The organism is Tumebacillus lipolyticus (assembly GCF_042682745.1).
GTDB lineage: Bacteria > Bacillota > Bacilli > Tumebacillales > Tumebacillaceae > Tumebacillus_A > Tumebacillus_A lipolyticus.
Genome location: NZ_JBHUIO010000005.1, coordinates 639,273 through 658,216 on the forward strand (window position 1 = coordinate 639,273; position 18,944 = coordinate 658,216).

General features: G+C 51.7%; 9 protein-coding genes. 4 read left to right on the plus strand and 5 right to left on the minus strand.

Annotation, left to right across the window (positions count from 1 at the left end; translation table 11 throughout):
* Positions 1 to 203: 203 nt before the first annotated feature.
* From ACFSOY_RS08370 to ACFSOY_RS08385, 4 genes are all read right to left on the minus strand, one after another.
* Entirely contained in the window at positions 204 to 491 is a 288-nt protein-coding gene (locus ACFSOY_RS08370) for a chorismate mutase (protein ID WP_386045601.1), read from the minus strand.
* A 13-nt stretch (positions 492 to 504) separates the two neighbouring features.
* A complete protein-coding gene (gene pheA, locus ACFSOY_RS08375) occupies positions 505 to 1,377 on the minus strand; it encodes a prephenate dehydratase (protein ID WP_386045603.1) in 873 nt (290 codons plus the stop codon).
* 1,143 nt (positions 1,378 to 2,520) lie between these two features.
* Positions 2,521 to 4,608 (minus strand): GmrSD restriction endonuclease domain-containing protein, encoded by a 2,088-nt coding sequence (locus ACFSOY_RS08380; RefSeq protein ID WP_386045604.1) that lies wholly within the window; start codon positions 4,606 to 4,608, stop codon positions 2,521 to 2,523.
* Between the two features lie 546 nt (positions 4,609 to 5,154).
* Positions 5,155 to 5,661, minus strand: a complete 507-nt coding sequence (locus ACFSOY_RS08385; protein ID WP_386045605.1) for a GNAT family N-acetyltransferase — start codon at positions 5,659 to 5,661, stop codon at positions 5,155 to 5,157.
* A 460-nt stretch (positions 5,662 to 6,121) separates the two neighbouring features.
* On the opposite strand from ACFSOY_RS08385, the gene ACFSOY_RS08390 reads away from it, so the two are divergent.
* The 4 genes from ACFSOY_RS08390 (at position 6,122) to ACFSOY_RS08405 (ending at position 12,323) form a co-directional block, all read left to right on the plus strand.
* Positions 6,122 to 8,164, plus strand: a complete 2,043-nt coding sequence (locus tag ACFSOY_RS08390; protein ID WP_386045607.1) for an aldo/keto reductase — start codon at positions 6,122 to 6,124, stop codon at positions 8,162 to 8,164.
* 378 nt (positions 8,165 to 8,542) lie between these two features.
* Positions 8,543 to 8,959 carry a VOC family protein gene (locus tag ACFSOY_RS08395; protein ID WP_386045609.1) on the plus strand — a complete coding sequence of 139 codons (417 nt, stop codon included), beginning with the start codon at positions 8,543 to 8,545 and terminating at the stop codon, positions 8,957 to 8,959.
* A 383-nt stretch (positions 8,960 to 9,342) separates the two neighbouring features.
* Complete coding sequence (locus tag ACFSOY_RS08400) at positions 9,343 to 9,963, plus strand: TetR/AcrR family transcriptional regulator (protein WP_386045611.1); 621 nt, start codon at positions 9,343 to 9,345, stop codon at positions 9,961 to 9,963.
* Between the two features lie 38 nt (positions 9,964 to 10,001).
* A complete protein-coding gene (locus ACFSOY_RS08405; RefSeq protein ID WP_386045613.1) occupies positions 10,002 to 12,323 on the plus strand; it encodes an MMPL family transporter in 2,322 nt (773 codons plus the stop codon).
* A gap of 476 nt (positions 12,324 to 12,799) precedes the next feature.
* Here ACFSOY_RS08405 and ACFSOY_RS08410 read toward each other — a convergent pair whose 3' ends face one another.
* Entirely contained in the window at positions 12,800 to 18,895 is a 6,096-nt protein-coding gene (locus tag ACFSOY_RS08410; RefSeq protein WP_386045615.1) for a cadherin-like beta sandwich domain-containing protein, read from the minus strand.
* Between the last annotated feature and the right edge of the window lie 49 nt (positions 18,896 to 18,944).

Below are 18,944 nucleotides of genomic sequence, written 5' to 3' on the forward strand. Positions count from 1 at the left end.
GACGAGATACCGCCGTAGATTTAAACAATATGTTTCGAACGATTGGAGCGCATCGCCCACCGGTAGCAATGTGTGCTTTCACTTTCTCATCGTACCGATGGGGGACTTGTAAGTGCATTTCATTCTAGAGTTTTCGGCAAAGATGATTAAGCATCGTTTCGCCAAATCGCGTGGATCGGCTTGCTCCCCTCGCGTTTTGGTCATCAGATTCTCTTTTCTAATTCTTTCATTTGAAATTGGACGAACTCATGAATCATGCTCCGGTACACCCCTTCAGCGATGATGGGGTCGAGCCCGTAGTGATTCGACAGTTCACGCACTCGTTGAATGATCTCCTCGTTGCGACGGGGCACATTCACTTCCTGCGGCAACTTTTTATACTTGATCGCCTCGCTGACATACTGACTGCGCTCGGCGATCAAACGCACGATTTGATCATCGATTCGGTTGATGCAGTCTCGCACTTCTTCGATGCTTTTGCATTCGATCATGATATCCCTCTCCTCAATCTGTGGTGGTGTTGACTACTTGGTGTACGTAAGCAGGATAGCTACCAAAGCACTGAACATCGCAGCCGAGCGCCTCCACTTCGGCGATCGCCCCCGACAACAATACATCGTCGATCTTCCGCTCTACGTCGAGGATAAAGTGGTAGCTCCCCAATCGCTTTTTCGTGGGTCTCGACTCGATCTTGGTCATGTTGATCGATCGCCAAGCAAAGGCGGCCAGCACTTGGTACAAAGCGCCCGGGTAATCGGATGCTAGCTCGATCACCAAAGTGGTTTTGACCGCGATGGCGTTTGGAGAATGTAACTGTGGGAGGTCGGTCGCGCCGACAAGCACAAACCTCGTCCGGTTGCTCTCATGGTCTTGGATGTCGCTTCGCAACAGCTCGGCCCGATAGATCGAGCGGGCAAAGCTCGGCCCGATCGCCGCCCACGGCTTGTCTGGATCTGACGTAACCCGTTTGACAGCTTCAGCTGTGCTCGGCGTGAACTCGATTTCCGCATGCGGCATGTGCTCGTGCAAAAACGTGCGGCACTGCGAGATCGCTTGCGGGTGCGATAAGATTGTCCGGACTTCTTGCAGCTCTTTGTGAGACCCTGCCAGCAGCTGTTGCGCGATCGGGAGCGTCAACTCCGCTTGCAACTTCAAACTGACATGATGGATCAGCCAGTCCATCGTCATCGTGACGCTGCCTTCGATCGAGTTCTCCAAGGGAACCACCGCATGATCGACTTCCTTGTCCTCCACCGCATTTAACGCGTTGGGGATCGAAGTGAACGGGATCATCTGAACGTCCTGTTCAGCAAAGAATCGGCGGGCTGCCTCCTGCGTAAACGTTCCCTGCGGACCTAAGTATGCAACTCTCTTCACCACTTGCTCATCCTCTCTGCTCAGCTCTTCTGTGCTCTTCTGTGCTCTTCTGTGCTCTTCTGTGCTCTTCTGTGCTCTTCTGTGCTCTTCTGTGCTCTTCTCAGCTTCTCTCAGCTTCTCTCAGCTTCTCTCAGCTTCTCTCAGCTTCTCTCAGCTTCTCTCAGCTCTCCTCAACTCTCCTCAACTCTCCTCAACTCTCCTCAACTCTCCTCAGCTCTCCTCAGCTCTTCTCAGCTCTTCTCAGCTCTCCTCAGCTCTTCTCGGCTCTTCTCAGCTCTCCTCAGCTTCTCCTCAGCTTCTCCTCAGCTCTTCTCAGCTCTTCTCAGCTCTTCTCAGCTCTCCTCAGCTCTCCTCAGCTCTCCTCAGCTCTCCTCAGCTCTCCTCAGCTCTTCTCGGCTCTTTTCGGCTCTTCTCGGCTCTTCTTGGCTCTACTCAGTTTCTCTACCACATTGCTCTTCTCTACCAAAACGCGTTGAAGCACTAAACTAAATAAAAACAAAAAATCCCTCGCCCCAGCAATCGAACGTATGAGCAACATGCTCGTTTCGATTGCTGGGGCGAGGGAACCGCGGTACCACCCAGTTGCTCTGCCCTTCTCACAAAAGGCAGACTTGGTCAGTCAAAATGACTGTTGTCGGTTAACGAAGACAAATCGTCACCCTCTACTCAGACCTAGATGATCCTTTCAAAAGCGAGGCTCCAAGGTGAAATTTCAACGTCGAGATGGTGACCACCCTTTCAGCCCTCGGGGCGGCTCTCTGACACCAGCGCTCTGGTCTACTTTGCCTTTTCATCGCCTGTCGTATTGATTTGTTACTCATTATAGGGAGCGACAAGTGAAGTGTCAACCCGATTTTTGCCTATTTTCACCGAATATCTTTTTGCTTCTATCAAAACAGTTGGACGCGAAAGGTTCAAAAATAGATTCCAGAATTTTATAATCTTGGTTTCTTTTGCGAAGTCACGGCTTGTCTGTGGGAAGGAAAGCAGGTTCACAAATGAAAAAACGGACGCCGAGCGATTCGCCCGAGCGTCCGTCTCTTATTTTGGCCACACATGTCACGGCAACTGGTGACAAGACAATTTTCCAACAAGCTACCGACGTCCTGCCAAACCTATGCTCCCTACCAGCGATTCTTTACTCTATTCATCATCGCGATGCTTTTCAAAAGACTGCCTGATCAGGGACATCACATCTTCAATCTGATCGGCAGTGGAGATTTCTACCTCCGTTTCACCAGTTCCCTGACGTTCAACCTCACTCACTTCTCTACAGAGTTGTTTCGGGTCGTTCAATTCGGCAAGCGGAGTACCCAAGCTCACGACCAGCTTGTTCTCATGGGGCACGATCTCGACAAAAGGGGTAAACGTTTTGTAGACGATCGACTGTTCGGTGACCTCTACTCGAACGGAACTGTCCAAATTGCAGATCCGCTTGCTCAGCTCTTCGAACAATGTGAGCATTTCCCCCTGCAACCCAGGATGGTTCTTCCCGGTATCGATCACCGCTTGTGCGGTCGGATCATTCCCGTTCAACTTGGAAAGTGCAGCTTCCGAAAGTTGCGGATATTCCCATACTTGCAACGCTTTATCCGCAAGCGAGCGAGCACGCTTGTTGATCTCCGTTTCATTCCAGGCATCCAGTTTGCCAAGCCCTCTGTTCAGCCGCAATGGGCTGTCAGCAAAGCCCCCATCCAGATCCCGCTTTGCCAGAAATGGTCGGTCGCTTAGCTCCGAATTGTACCGGGTCAAGGTCAAATTGCCCAGCGTGTGCAGATAGGTCTTTTGCACTTCCATCCAATTGGCGCCAAGATCTTGCTGCCACTTCGCTGACAGGTTTTCGTTCTGCGGCATGATGTGTTCGATCGTGTAGCTTTCAATGTCGACAACCTCTTTGCGCTTGAAGTTCTCCAACTTGCGCAGCAAGTAGTTGCGCATGCGGAAGTTGTATACGTCCTTGATGACCAACTCCTGCACAAACTCTTCGTTTTTCGGGAAGCGTCGGTGGGACTCTTTTTGCAAAAACGCTGCCGTTGCGCTCTCCAAATAGTTGTCCTTGCTGATCTCTTTGCTGATCGAGGCGAACGTTTTGTTCAAGGAATTGGTCGGAACTCCACAGATCGCTCGGCGGAATACGTACGATTCGACCAGCTTGAGAATCGCCACGAAGTCATCTTTGGAAAGCTTCTGCTGTTCATAATCATCGTACACTTCGAGCAAAAACGGATAGGAAACATCGACCCGCAGAGTGTTGATATCGGTGAGCACCTGATTGATGCTCGGCTCTTTTTCGGTCTGGAAGGCGAGCTTCACAAAGTGCTTGGAGTAACGATAGATATCCTCTACGATCTCTTGTACAGTCATTTCACTCTGTTGCGTGACATGCTCTTTGAACACCGCGTAGACGTGGTGAATGTTTGGGATCTTTCCTGTTTTCACCGTCAAGTAATCGCGCATGAAACGGTCAAAGAGCGCCGAATCGTTCAGATTGCCAAAGTTGCGCTCCATCGGATACCAGTAGTCGGTGTAGAGATCGGTTTGCTCCTTCGGCTCCAACTTCATCAGGACGAAGTTGCGGATCAGATCGGCCTGTGAAAGATCCAGACCTGTCGAGTTCAGGCTTTCGAAGATCAACTGCGGATTATCATGGTCGCGATCCAACGAGATGTCGACGACGATCAGTTTCGCAATGCCCTGATGAAGCTTGTTCAAGTCGATCTCACTCTTCGTGATCAGCTCGTAGAAATACGTATAGTTCTCATAGACTCGTTGCGAATATTCGTCCGGAAGTTTTTTATCGGAGATCAGGCTCAGCAACGTGTCTTTGTCGCTTTTCGTCAAGATCAATTTGTTGTATTGGTCGCCTTCTTCGTCGTTGTTGACCAAGTAGTAGTTCATAATCTTCCGCTTTGTGATCTCACACGTTTGTCCGCTCGCTTCGATCGCTTTGCCCAGCGCAAGCAAAAACAGCGTTAAAGTGGTCAGCCGCTGCTGCCCATCGATCACCAACAGTTGGGGAACTGATGAGATCTGATACAGCCCGCGCTCGATGTAGACGATCGAGCCGACAAAGTGACCTTTTACCGTCTCATCTTCTGCCGCTCGAACGATATCGTTCCAAAGCTGACGACACTGGTTCAGCGTCCAGCTGTATTTTCTTTGATAGATCGGGATGATGAACTGTTTGGTGCCTTGCAGGAATTTCAGCAGGTTGGTCTCTACCGCTTTCACTGTCAAATCTCCTCCGTAAAGATACGCTTTTGTCTCTTATTTTAAATAGGACTTTCTATACAATTGCTCTTTTTCCATCCAATTCCTGCTTAGGAGACGATTTTTGGTAGTGATTGATTGGGAGACTTCGGTTGAGAGGAGGGATTTGGTTGGGGTGGTAGAGGAGATTTTCGTGTCGATTGCAGGGAGCTTTTGGGGAGGTGTCGTTCGGGATTGGTGATGGTACATGCTAAGGTCGGTTGGTGGTTTTTGGCAGTCATATTATCTTCAAGTCCCCTGTAAGCCGGGGATACCATTGTTACAGCTGATTGATGGCATCAAGCGGATTATCCGTAACGGCTTTCAGTCCCCTATAAATCGGGTCTTCCATTGATACAGAGAAGCTCACCGAAGCTCGCTCCTTCATCCGCCAACTTTCATTCCCCTAATAGTCGGGTCTGCCATTGTTACCTTCGAAAGGATTAGCGAGTTCAAAATATGTACAGGTGGTTCACTTTCTGCCAAGGGGGTTCTATCGTTACAAATGCGAATGTACTGTTTGGGGTTTTATCTGCCCGAAATCCAATATCTTTGTACCATAAGCTCATCGTCTGGGTCATAGACCTCGTTTTCCAGAATACCGCCGTTTTTGCAAATGGTCTTTGCGGAGGCGATATTCCCCTTGTCACATATGGCAAGAATTTTATCAATTCCAAGTTCTCTGGCTTTTTCGAGAGCCGCCGCAAATATTGCCGTTGCATATCCTTTCCGGCGCTGGGACGGGCGGACAGCATAACCGATGTGACCTCCGAATTGCAAAAGGTAGTCGTTCAGTTCATGCTTGATACTCAAAACGCCGATTAGCCTATTTTCGTCAAAGCACAAATAATAAGTTTCTTTTACCATGTGTTCAGGCAGATCTTTGCCAGTCAACCTGTTCTGCATCATCGCAAGCCACGACTCGTAATCTTCAAACGCACCGAACCCAATGATATGGTTCTCGTCGTTTTTGATTTCGTTATAAAAATGTATAACGGCTTCTTTGTGTTCTGCTGACGGGAAAACTAAATTCACAATCGTCGCCTCCTCAAAACCTAGACGTGACGTGGGTTCCAGCCACTCTCGTTGGAACACAGATCGACACTTTTTCGAGGATCGACCTTTTACTTCCGGTCATGGGGAAATCCTCAAAAACTTTACCCTTATGCAATTATTATCTACCTTCCAGTATAATTCATGTATAGTCGTGAGAGAATAAGAAACTTTCTGCACAAAAAAGGCCTTTCCTATACATCATCCCCTTGCACGTACCGCTCTGCCATCTCCTCCATTTCCCGAAGCGGCGTAGTATTCAAAACCTATTTTGATGTACTCCAAAAGACCAGTCACTGAACAGTGTCATACCATTTTGCCAAGACTTTCAAAACAGGACTTCCGCACATCCTCACTCGTATGTAAAAGGATTTGATATTTCTATCCAGAAATTTAACATATAAATATGTTCATCTTGGTGTCACCCAAGGAGGATGCTATCTTGAGGCCATCTCAAACCATACAGAACGCATCGATGGAAGCACCAGCTACAAGGGAAACTTTCAAACGCCCGCCTACGCAAAGTCAAGCATCTGTGCCGAATTCAGTTGAACGCATCTTGCAAATGCAGCGGGCGGTGGGCAATCGAGCCGCGATGCAGATGCTACGCTACCAGATGCAGCACTTACCGACTCTCCAGCGAAGCACTGTACCTGGACTAAGCAGTTCGCCGATGCAGATGGCCTGGGAGTCTGCTGGTGACGGCAAAATGAAGTGGGATGAAGTCTTGGACGGACTCCAATGGTACTTCGATTCGGTGTCCGAATTGATGTACTTTACAATCCTCGACGACAGCCCCCTGTTCATGAAAGCTCTCGCGCCCTACCAGAACAAACCCCGCCCCTACAAAGAATGGATCGAAGTCTGGCGGAAAAACGAGTGGACGGACGGCCTTCCCGGAAAAGAAGATCTGACTCCCAAACCAATCTTCGGCACCGACATCCCAAAAGACCGCGACCAAAGCGTTGCAGACATGGAAATCATGATCGAAAAGCTGGATGATGAAAAGATCAAGATCATAAAAAACGCGCTCCGATCCGGCTATCGCATCTTTGACACGGCTGAACTATATGGCAATGCAGCCGAGTTGATCTTCAAAGCGGCAAAAGAGCTGGACATCCCGCCCGACCAGATCGAGATCATCTACAAAGTCGAGCCGGAAGACCCCGCGACAAAAGGCGCCAACAGCGCCAAAAGCCAGAACCTCGCGAGCAGACTGGACAATATGGGCGAGCGCCTTTCTCTCCATATGAAGACGATCCCTGAATCGGCGCAAAAAGTCATTATGCTGCATGAGATGCCGGAGAACCCGGATACGATTTTTGACTACATGGAACAGCTGTACAAGGAGATGGTCTCCGGCAAGCTAGGGGCCGTGCAAGGGCTTGGGGTCAGCAATGTCAATTTGGCGCAGTTACAGGCCATCCATGACTACACCGTGCAAAAGCAGATGATGCGCCTCCGGTACGTACAAAACCGCTTTTCCCCTTACAATCTCAACATGGAGATCCTCGACTTCTGCCACAGCAACGACATCACCTTCATGGGCTATGGCATCCAAGGCGGGGCCGGGCTTGGTGCCTGCAAACAAGGCTACGCGTTGCCACAGCAGCAGTTGCAGGTGCTACAGGATCAGCGCTTCCTCGCCTTGGCAGACGAGTTTCATATGGATTCGAGCCAACTGCTGCTCGCATGGGCCAAAGCGATCGGGGTTAGCGTCGTCATGTACTCCGGCGGACATGCTCAGGAGAATTACGACGCCCTGTCGATCAATCTGACCGGAGCGCAGGTCAAGAAGATCTCTGCTCTTTTCACCTATGACAAAGACACAACCAAGTCAGACTTCAGCGGCGAGGAACAGGTTGAGGATCTCTACAAAGCAGCGTTGGATCCGACCTCCTGGTACATCCTCGACAACTTGATGGCAAACAAGGACATCCGCACGCAGATCAGTGCCGTGGTCACCAAGATTTGTACAAACGACGATGCAGAGCAAGCCAGACAAGAACTGAGTAATTTCATGAACAAGCTAGTGCGCTTCGCCACACACATGCAAGTAATGAAAAAGGAAAGATTTGTGTCGGACTGGCGCACCGGCATGTTGGAGGCATTCGCCGGTATGGTCAGCCAGATAGAATCTGTAGCTGATCTAGCAAAAGGCATCTACAACTGGAGCCAATCGGACCACATGGAGATCGGTGGCGCACTCCATGCCCTCGAAGAGCTCAACCATTTCACCGTACCGCAACAAGAGCCATCCGATGAACCGGAAGAGCAGGCACTCGCACTTCAAGCAGGGGCTAGGTTAACGATTACGAAGGACAATGGCTCTTTGTTAGACGAGGATGATTACAGCCCCATCGTTGACTATTCCACCCTCCAAGAAAACGACAAGTGCATCCTTTACTACCAGAAGCAAAGCTTGAACGTCAAAATCACCACTCAGTTCGGCGATGGCCGAGTAGAGGTCGAGATTGTTGAATAGATGTAACAATAAAGGAGGCTGCTGAACAGCCTCCTTCCCCCAGATGTGAACCTTCTCATTTGTAAACTTTGCCACAGGCCAAGATGATCGCTCAACGTCCGTTATCCTTCTGTCCCCTATTTATCAGGTCTACCATTGTTACCGAGAACGTTCGACCGAGACGAATAAATCCATTGCTCTTCTTATTTTTATCTTCCTAGGTATATAGCATTCTAACTTCGGGTAAAATACCAGAGTTGCCCTCCCCTTGTCTTCTACGATAGAAGCGTTGCGATCGAAGACAGTTCTCCTTCGTTCTTGATTTCGTACTGCTTCGATGATACACTGATTACCCAAAGATATTTACATAGTTTACCATTACAAAAGGAGTGAACGAAAGTGTCGATCGATGTGTACATGAATTTTAAAGGAAACTGTCGTGAAGCAGTAGAGTTTTACGCAGAAGTTTTCGGGACAGAACCATCTCAACTGATGACATTTGGAGAAGTTCCACCGAATCCTGATTATCCACTTGCTGAGGAATCAAAGCACTTAATCATGCATGCACGGCTGACAATCGGCGGGAGCAGAGTAATGTTTTCGGACGTTTTGCCCGAAATGCCTTTCACTGTTGGCAATAACATCAGTTTGGCCTTGGTAACGGACAACAAAGATGAAATTCAATCTGCCTTTGACAAACTGAAAGTGGGCGGCAATGTCGTCATGGAACTGCAAGAAACATTTTGGAGCAAATACTACGGTATGGTCACAGACAAATTCGGCATTGGTTGGCAATTTAACCTTGGTGTTGAGTAGTGAAGTGACCCGTACCTCCTCACCACATGAACCATCGAATGACAAAGACGACGCTTCCGATGCTGAAGCGTCGTCTTTTTGTTGTAGTTCGGAAGCAAAATATCTCAATCTCCGTTTAGAAACTCCTCACCCCTCAAAATTCCCCCAACCAATTGTTAGTCTTCCCAAATCATGTTTTAAGCGACCTTCCTCCTACGAGGAGATAACGAGCATTCACATCATGCATGGTATAGGAGTGGTACTCGCTCAGTTGCTCCATCTGCACTTGCACTTTCTCCACATCGTTGCCCATTGGGCATCATTGCTCATTGTGCAACGATGTGTTAATGTAAATTCTAGTCGATCTATTCGTATCCAAACAAGAGAGGTAGATGCGCTGTACGATGAACAAAAACAGCTTGCGCTTTATCAAAAAGGAGGCAACCGCACAAGCATTGGCAAACGCGGCGTTCGAGCTTGCACTTGAACGAGGTTTGGACGGCTTTGTCGTTGAAGATGTGGTGCAACGCGCCGGTTACTCCAGAAGAACGTTCGCGAACCACTATTCCTGTAAGGAAGAAGCTGTGGTGATGGCGGTTGAACCTATGAATGACATCAACGAATTTGAGAACTTGCTAGATGAACTGCATGAAAACACGTCCCCTGTTGACGCCCTTTACCACTTTATGAAGATGCAACTTACAGCAGAGCTGCTATGGAAAATGCGTCAACTCTCGTCGCTCTCCCAACGGTATCCGACGCTCGAGCCCTACAGACTCAGCGTTCTCCACCAAATGCAAGCGTCGGCCCAGAATTTGTTAAGCCAGTTATTTCACGGGCGTTACCCCGAAGGGTACACGCATCTGCTTACTGGGGCAGTTGTAGGGGCATCGTTGCCTATCATTGACGGAAGCTTCAATGTGTTGCTACCGGACCAATCGACGTCCGATAACCCTGAGGCGATGACATTTGATCAATATTGGGACACCATGTTCAGTTACTTGCGAAACGGTTTTAAGTTTTGACCCCTCACGATTTCTAGCAAAAGGAGACTATCACTCTCATGTCTACATTCTTGTACAGATTAGGGAAGAAAGCATACGACAAACCCTGGTACTTTATCGTCGGTTGGACCTTGATCCTCGGAGTTGTCATCGCCGCAATCAGCGTGAATGGCATACACGTAAGTTCTGATATGAAAATTGAGGGCACCGAGTCCCAAAAGGTGCTGGACATGCTGGCGGAAGAACTTCCGGAAGCTTCTGGCGGACAAGCTAGTGTTGTGTTCACAGTGCCCGAGGGTGAACGTCTGGATACACCAGAACATTTGACCTCGATCAGCAAAGCCGTTAACGAAGTCTACAGCATGGACTATGTGATTAATCCCGTCGAAATGGCCGCCAAAGCGGGCGCATCGCTTGCTGAATCTCCTCAGAGCGCTGGAACCGATCAGGCTACCACGACTGAACGACCTCCGTACGGCCCCTTGATGGCCAATGGCGTTCCGGTTCCTGGTGTGATCATTTCCTCCGATGGCAACATCGCCATGTTCCAATTCCAGTTCACCGTACCGCAGATGTCAGTGCCCAAGACCGTCATCGATTCCGTTGTCGAGGCCGTCACTGCCGTTGAGGATGGCACCCACATTAAGGCGTTGCCCAGCGACTCGATCAAGGGCAAACCCACAGTGTTCAGCTCAGCTGAGATTATCGGATTGGTCGTTGCCGCTGTTGTTCTATTCATGACGCTTGGCTCAGTTGTTGCGGCTGGCCTTCCCCTTCTCACCGGAATCCTTGGTGTCGGCGTTGGCGTTGGCGGAGCTTTTGCGATTTCCAAGTTCATCAATATTGTTGACATCACTCCTGCCTTGGCTCTCATGGTCGGTCTGGCAGTCGGAATCGACTACGCACTGTTCATCGTGAACCGTCAGCGCCGACTGATTCTCGAACAGGGGCTGAGCGCTCGCGAGGCTGCGAGCAGAGCGATCGGCACTTCTGGCAGCGCAGTATTTTTCGCCGGCTTGACGGTCATCATTGCTTTGTGCGGCATGCTCGTGATCGGGATTGAATTCTTATCCACGATGGCGTTGGTCGCTGCAGCGACCGTCCTCATCAACGTGTTCATTGCTCTGAGCCTGCTACCTGCACTGCTCGGTTTGGTCGGAGAGCGAATCTGCTCACAAAAAGCGCGCGAGAACAGCCGCGTCCATGCGACCAAAGTTCGGCGCGGGGTCGCAACGAACTGGATAAATGGGGTCGTGAAGTATCGTTGGCCCTTAATTGTCGGTGTCATCGCGATTCTCGGTGTGGCGACGATTCCGGTAGCGAGTATGGAACTGGGCATTCCGTCTGGTGCCACAGCGAACTTTGACACGACAGTAAGACAGAGTTACGACGCGATTTCAGATGCTTTCGGGGAAGGATTTAACGGTCCGCTTCTCTTAGTTGCTGAGCCCAAGGGTTCCGACAAAGTGACAATGGAAATGCTCTACTCTCTGCTACAGGATCTCCAACAGCAAACAAACGTTGCGCTGGTGTCACCGTTGGGCGTCAAGGAAACTGGGGACATGGCAATTCTAAGCCTCATTCCGAAAACGGGACCTACCGACGCAGAGACCAAAAACTTGGTGCAAGACTTGCGTGATCCCGATTCGAGTATTGCTCAGAAATATGGCCTCACTCTTGGGGTTACAGGGTTCACCGCGATCAACATTGATATGTCGTCCAAGCTAGCGGAGGTCTTCCCGCTCTATATAGGGGTTATCGTCATCCTCTCGCTCATCATTCTGCTGTTGGTATTCCGATCCATCATCATCCCGATTAAAGCCACGCTCGGCTTCCTGCTTAGTGTGCTTGCCACGTTCGGGATCACAACAGCCGTGTTCCAGTGGGGATGGCTTCACTCCCTCTTCGGCTTTGACACGGGCGGTCCGCTGTTGAGCTTTATGCCGATCATGGTCACAGGAATTCTTTACGGGCTGGCGATGGACTATCAGGTCTTCTTGGTCAGTTCGATGCGCGAGTCGTATGTTCATGGGCATCGGGGCGTTGCGAGTGTCGTTCACGGATATGAGCAGGCCAGCCGCGTCGTCGTGGCTGCAGCTGTAATCATGGTCGCCGTTTTCGCCGGGTTCTCCTTTGCTGAAGATGTGATGATCAAACAGATCGGTTTTGCGTTGGCGGTAGGCATACTGCTCGACGCCTTCATCGTCCGGATCATCTTGGTACCGGCTGTCATGGCGATCTTTGGCGACAAAGCGTGGTGGCTACCGCAATGGCTGAACCGTCTGTTACCAAACCTAGACGTCGAGGGTGACAAACTAATCGCCGCTCTTAACGAAAAAGAAATCACTGACGATACGTTGAAACCTTTAAAGACCCACTGATGACAATCGCTTTCGAGAGTCCGACAGCGATACGACTCGATTTTTCAGATTCTCATGGCACAACCTATTGAAAGAAGGAGTCTCTAGAGCTCCTTCTTTTTTTGCATGTAAAAATTATGGTTTTTTCGTATTTTGGACCATCTAAAGCAGAAGGCCTGTTCCTGAAAGTTTGGAAGATCACCCCTTGAGGACAACATTGAAGGAAGTCAACACTTGCAATACCACTTTTGAAATCGATGATACTCTAAGTCCCCTTTAATACGGGTCTGCCATTGTTACCCGGCGCAACAGCTACGAGCGATTATTGACTCCCCTTCTTTCAGTCCTCGACGACCCCAGATTCGAGCGAGGAACGAGCGAGACCTTGACCATACTCCTCTCGTGATGAGCCAACAATTGACGAATGCTCCCTTGCTCCAAAAATAAAACAAACCGCCATCTGCACATGCAGATGGCGGTTTGCTCTTGTCACTCACTTACTTCCAAACGATCATGCCGTTCCCAAGCTTCTGATACGAATGGGCGACAGAAGCGCGCATGATGTCCTTGTTGGCCCAGTGGTTGCTGGACACATCCGACCATCGCTGCGGCTTGTCGACAGGAAGCTCATTCCATCCCAACACTTTGTTGAAGATCACAACCGCTTGAGCGCGAGTCAGTTGCTCATTCGGGCGGTAAGTACCATCCGAATAGCCACTGACCAGCCCCGCTTGTTCAGCGAGGAGAATGGCATCTTTCGCCCAATGACCGTCAATATCATGGAACGAAGATTTGCCGCCGCTCCCCGGAGTCAGCTGCTTCACTTTGCCCAACACGATGGCGATCTCCGCGCGGGTAACCTGCTGGTTCGGACGGAACGTGCCGTCCGGGTAGCCGATCATCAAGCCGCGCTTGGTGACTTCTTCGATCGCTGCTGCCGCCCAGTTGGACGACGTCACATCGCTGTAGCTACCAATCTCCGCCTCCGCTTGGATCTTCAACACTTTCAGCAGCACAGCGGCCAGTTCGGCGCGCGTGATGCCATTGTTTGGACGGAACGTCCCATCCGGATAGCCGCTAATATACGGCTCGATCGTGCCTTCTTCCAGCACTTTCGCTTGCATTGTGAAGTTGGTCTTTACAGCTGTCTGCCCGACATGGAAGAATGCGTTGCGACCATCGTACGCTTCATAGCCTTCTTTCTCCGCCATGATGTAGTAGTCGCCTTCAGGCAGGAGCAACCAGCCGAATTGACCGTCTTTGGTGCTCAGTTGACCGTTTTCGTTCTTGTTGGTCATCGCGGCCAACTTTGGCAGCACGACTTGCGTGCCCGGCGTGCGTCCAAGGCTGCGATTGAGCTCTGTATCCGCCCAGTAGACGGTCACTTTCACGCCCGCGATCGCTTTCTTGGTCAGCGAGTCTGTCACCACGCCGAACGGATCGATGACAGATGCGCTTGCCGTCGCTTCTTTTGAACCGTTGACCGTGAGCGTCACCGTTTGACCGGCCAGCTTCATGCCGTTGTCTGCCAACGCGTACAGCACCATGCGGTACGAGCCGGGCTCGATTTTGTTCAGCTCGAACTTGCCGTTCGCGCTGTTTACCGCAACACCCGATTGAATCAAGGTCTTGCCATCAGCGCTGTAGACATCGGCGCTGAGCTTGGTGCTGTTGCCGATCAGCTTGGTGATGTCTCCATACAGAGTGCCTTTGATTTTGTCATCGACAGGCGTCTCGCGCGTCACGGTGATCGTGTAGGTCGATGTCGTGCCATCCGGAGCGGTTACCACCACGGTGATCACGTTTGTTCCATCGTTCAGGTTGATCAACACAGCATTCCCGCTGCCCGCCGGGTTCCCGTTTACCGTCATCGTGGCATCAACATCTGCCAGAGTAGGCGTTACGCTCAACTGTTTTAAGCTGTTCGACACAGTCACCTTGTAGGTGTCGGTGCCCGATGCGAAATTAGGTGTCAGCTTGCCGGTGTTTACCGTCAAGTTGCTCAATTTCGCATTGCTCGACAGCTTCCGCTTGACTTTCAGCGTATACGTGGTCGATGTGCCATCTTGCGCTTCCACGGTGATCTTGATCACTCGCTCCACGCCGGGCGTCAAAGCCAAGCCGACGATCGGCCCGTTCGCTTGGATCACACTGTCCACTTTCACCGCGAGCAACGTCTGCGTGTCTGGCTCATCCAACACCCAATCCACATCGATGCTACCCGTTCCAAACGGCACTTCCATCTCGTACTCAAGGTCGGTCTTTACAAAACCGGACACAAGCGTTCCATCGACAGTCAGCGAGTTCAAATAGCTGTTGGTCGAAGGCACCGCCTCGTTCACCGTGATCGTGTACGTCTTCGTCGTTCCATCCTGCGCGGTTACGACGATCGTGATCTCCGTCGAGCCGTCAGCATCGAGCGTGACCGAAGTCGCTTCGCTGTTCGATTTACCCGTGCCATTCACCGTCATCGTCGCCGTCGTGTCTTGCAAAGTCGGGATGACGGTCACAGTGGGGGTACCGTAGGGAACTTCAACCGTGTAATTCGTCGTTCCCTGATTAAACGACAGCGAACCTGGCGTCACCGTCAAGTTGCTCAAGTTCGCATTGCTCGACAGCTTCCGCTTGACTTTCAGCGTGTACGTGCTCGACGTGCCATCTTGCGCTTCCACGGTGATCTTGATCACTCGTTCCACGCCGGGCGTCAAGGACAATCCGGTGATCACTCCAAGCGGTTGAGCAACATCATCTACCTTTACTGATTGCAATATCTGTGTGTCTGGCTCATCCAGCACCCAGTTCACGTCGATGCTGCTCGTTTCGTTCTCCACTTCCATGCTGTAGTCTTTGGTTGTTTTCACAAAGCCGGACACGAGCGTTCCATTCACCTTCAACGTGTTCAAATATCCATTGCTCGAAGGTGCCGCCTCGTTCACCGTGATCGTGTACGTCTTCGTCGTCGTGCCGTCTTGAGCGGTCACGACGATCGTGATGTCGGTCGATCCGTCTGCATCGAGCGCGACCGAAGTCGCTTCGCTGTTCGCTCTGCTCGTGCCATTCACCTTCATCGTCGCCAATACATCCTGCATGGTCGGAGTGACGATCACAGTGTCCGTTCCATACGGCACTTCCACCAGATAGCTTACCGTTTCAGAATGAAACTCCAGTTCTCCCGGTGCTACCGTCAAGTTGCTTAACTTCGCAATGTCTGGTAGCTTCCGCTTGACTTTCAGCGTGTAAGTGCTCGACGTGCCATCTTGCGCTTTCACGGTGATTTCGATCACTCGCTCCATGTCGGGCGTCAAAGCCAAGCCAACGATCGGCCCGTTCGCTTGGACGACACTGTCCACTTTCACCGCTAGCAAGGTCTGTGTGCCTGGCTCATCCAACACCCAGCTCACGTCGATGCTGCTCGTGCTATTCGGCACTTCCATGCTGTAGTCTTTGGTTGTTTTCACAAAACCGGGCACGGGCGTTCCATCAACGGTCAACGAGTTCAGCTGACTGTTGGTCGAAGGCGCCGCCTCGTTCACCGTGATCGTGTACGTCTTCGTCGTGCCATCCTGCGCGGTCACGACGATCGTGATCTCCGTCGACCCGTCAGCATCGAGCGTGACCGAAGTTGCTTCGCTGTTCGCTTTACCCGTGCCGTTTACCGTCATCGTCGCCGTCGTGTCCTGCATGGTCGGGGTGACGGTCACAGTGGAGGTTCCATAGGGGACTTCAACCGTGTAGTTCGTCGTTCCCTGATTGAACGACAGCGAGCCTGGCGTCAACGTCAAGTTGCTCAAGTTCGCATCGCTCGACAGCTTCCGCTTGACTTTCAGTGTGTACGTGCTCGACGTGCCATCTTGCGCTTTCACGGTGATCTCGATCACTCGCTCCACGCCTGGCGTCAAGGACAACCCTGTGAGCGGTCCAAGCGCTTGGGCAACATCGTCCACTCTCACCGCTTGCAGCGTCTGCGTGCTCGGTTCATCGAGCAACCACTCTACATTGATAAACCCCGTTTCGTTTGGCACTTCCATGCTGTAGTCTTTGGTTGTTTTCACGAAACCGGACACAAGTGTTCCATCGACGGTCAGCGAGTTCAAATAGCTGTTGGTCGAAGGCGCCGCCTCGTTCACCGTGATCGTGTACGTCTTCGTCGTTCCATCCTGCGCGGTCACGACGATCGTAATCTCCGTCGATCCGTCAGCATCGAGCACGACCGAAGTCGCTTCGCTGTTCGCTTTACCCGTGCCATTCACCGTCATCGTCGCCGTCGTGTCTTGCAAAGTCGGGATGACGGTCACAGTGGGGGTAGCGTAGGGAACTTCAACCGTGTAATTCGTCGTTCCCTGATTGAACGACAGCGAGCCTGGCGTCACCGTCAAGTTGCTCAAGTTCGCATCGCTCGACAGCTTCCGCTTGACTTTCAGCGTGTACGTGCTCGACTTGCCATCTTGCGCTTTCACGGTGATCTCGATCACTCGCTCCACGCCTGGCGTCAAGGACAACCCTGCGAGCGGCCCAAGCGATTGGGCAACATTGTCCACTTTCACCGCTTGTAGCGTCTGTGTACCTGGCTCATCCAGCACCCAGCTCACGTCGACGCTGCTCTTGCTGTTCGGCACTTCCGTGCTGTAGTCTTTGGTTGTTTTCACGAAACCGGACACGAGCGTTCCATTAACGCTCAGCGAGTTCAAATAACTGTTGGTCGAAGGCGCCGCCTCGTTCACCGTGACCGTGTACGTCTTCGTCGTGCCATCCTGCGCGGTCACGACGATCGTGATCTCCGTCGAGCCGTCAGCATCGAGCGTGATCGAAGTCGCTTCGCTGTTCGCTTTACCCGTGCCATTCACCGTCATCGTCGCTGTCGTGTCTTGCATGGTCGGAGTGACGGTTACGGTGGGGGTACCATAGGGAACTTCAACCGTATAGCTCGTCGTTCCTTGATTAAACGACAGCGAGCCCGGCGTCACCGTCAAGTTGCTCAAGTTCGCATTGCTCGACAGCTTCCGTTTGACTTTCAGCGTGTACGTGCTCGATGTGCCATCTTGCGCTTTCACGGTGATCTCGATCACTCGCTCCACGCCGGGCGTCAAGGACAACCCTGTGACCGGTCCAAGCGATTGGGCAATATTGTCCACTTTCACCGCTTGTAGCGTCTGTGTACCTGGCTCATCCAGCACCCAGCTCACGTCGACGCTGCTCTTGCTATTCGGCACTTCTATACTGTAGTCTTTGGTTGTTTTCACGAAACCGGACACAAGCGTTCCATCGACAGTCAGCGAGCCCAGCTGACTGTTGGTCGAAGGCGCCGCCTCGTTCACCGTGATCGTGTACGTCTTCGTTGTCGTACCGTTTTGAGCGGTCACGACGATCGTGATCTCTGTCGATCCGTCAGCATCGAGCGTGACGGAAGTCGCTTGACCGTTCGCTCTGCTCGCACCGTTCACCTTCAGCGTTGCCGTCGTGTCTTGCAAGGTCGGGGTGACGCTCGCAGATGTGGTTCCATAGGGAACTTCAACCGTGTAGTTCGCCGTTCCCTGGTTAAACGACAGCGAGCCTGGCGTCACCGTCAAATTGCTCAACAGTGCGTTGGAGCTGAGCGGAGGAGCTGCGGCAGCCGTCAGAACGAGGCCGGTGCTGCCAACGGCGAACGCTTTCCCATTGGCTACAGCGATCGAAGTCACCGACTTGGCACTCCCGCCTTTGATCTCCTTCACGAAGGTCGAGCCATCCGAAGAGGTCAGGATCGTTTCGCTCGTCCCGCCCACATAAAATTGGCCAAGCCCATAGGTGACGGTAGCAAAGCTGACCGATCCGGTATCATCTGGCGCCGTCTTTTCTTCCCAAGTCACGCCGTCGTCCGATACGTAGAGGTAGCCGGTCAGACCGACAGCGACAAATTTGCCAGCGCCATAGTCGATCCCATATAACAGCTTGCTCGGTGCGGCAGTCGTGACTTTGGTCCACGATTCGCCATCCACCGAAGAGTAGATGACATTGCTGTTGTCTGACGCCTTGCCGACCGCGATGAACTTGCCCTCGCCATAGGTGACTGCGTTAAACCCAGTTATACCGGCGATCGAGCGATCGAACCAGTTATGACCGTCTGCTGAGGACAACACCGTGCCGCCCGCATCCCCCACCACGACAATCTTATTGCCATCGGTGGCGATCCCGACCAGTTTGCCTGTCTTGCCAGTGACTTGGGGAGACCAGTTGTCCACGTCCAACGGATCCTGTCCGTCTGCCAACGTGTAGATCTTCCCGTTGTCACACGCAGCGAGCCACTGTGTGCCGATGTGCTCCATCTCCAACACTTTACAGGGGAAGACCGTCCCAGCCTTTTGAAAAGCAGTTCCAGAGCTGTCTGTGGACTTCCCATAATCCCCTGACTGCGAAAATAGCAGCCAAGTTCCGTTGCCATAGGCGACCTCATTGCCGAACGACCCTACGCCATAGCCAGGATTGAACGAACTCCAAGTTGCCGCCTCCGCACGTTGTACATACGGGTCGATTCCAGAGGAAAAGGCGACCAATAAAAATACCAGCAGCAGACTGATCATCCTCTGGAATTTTTTGAATAATTGAACCGAACTCATTCCATTCCTCCCTACAGAGAGCCTGAACATGTAGACTGTCAGCCCCCGT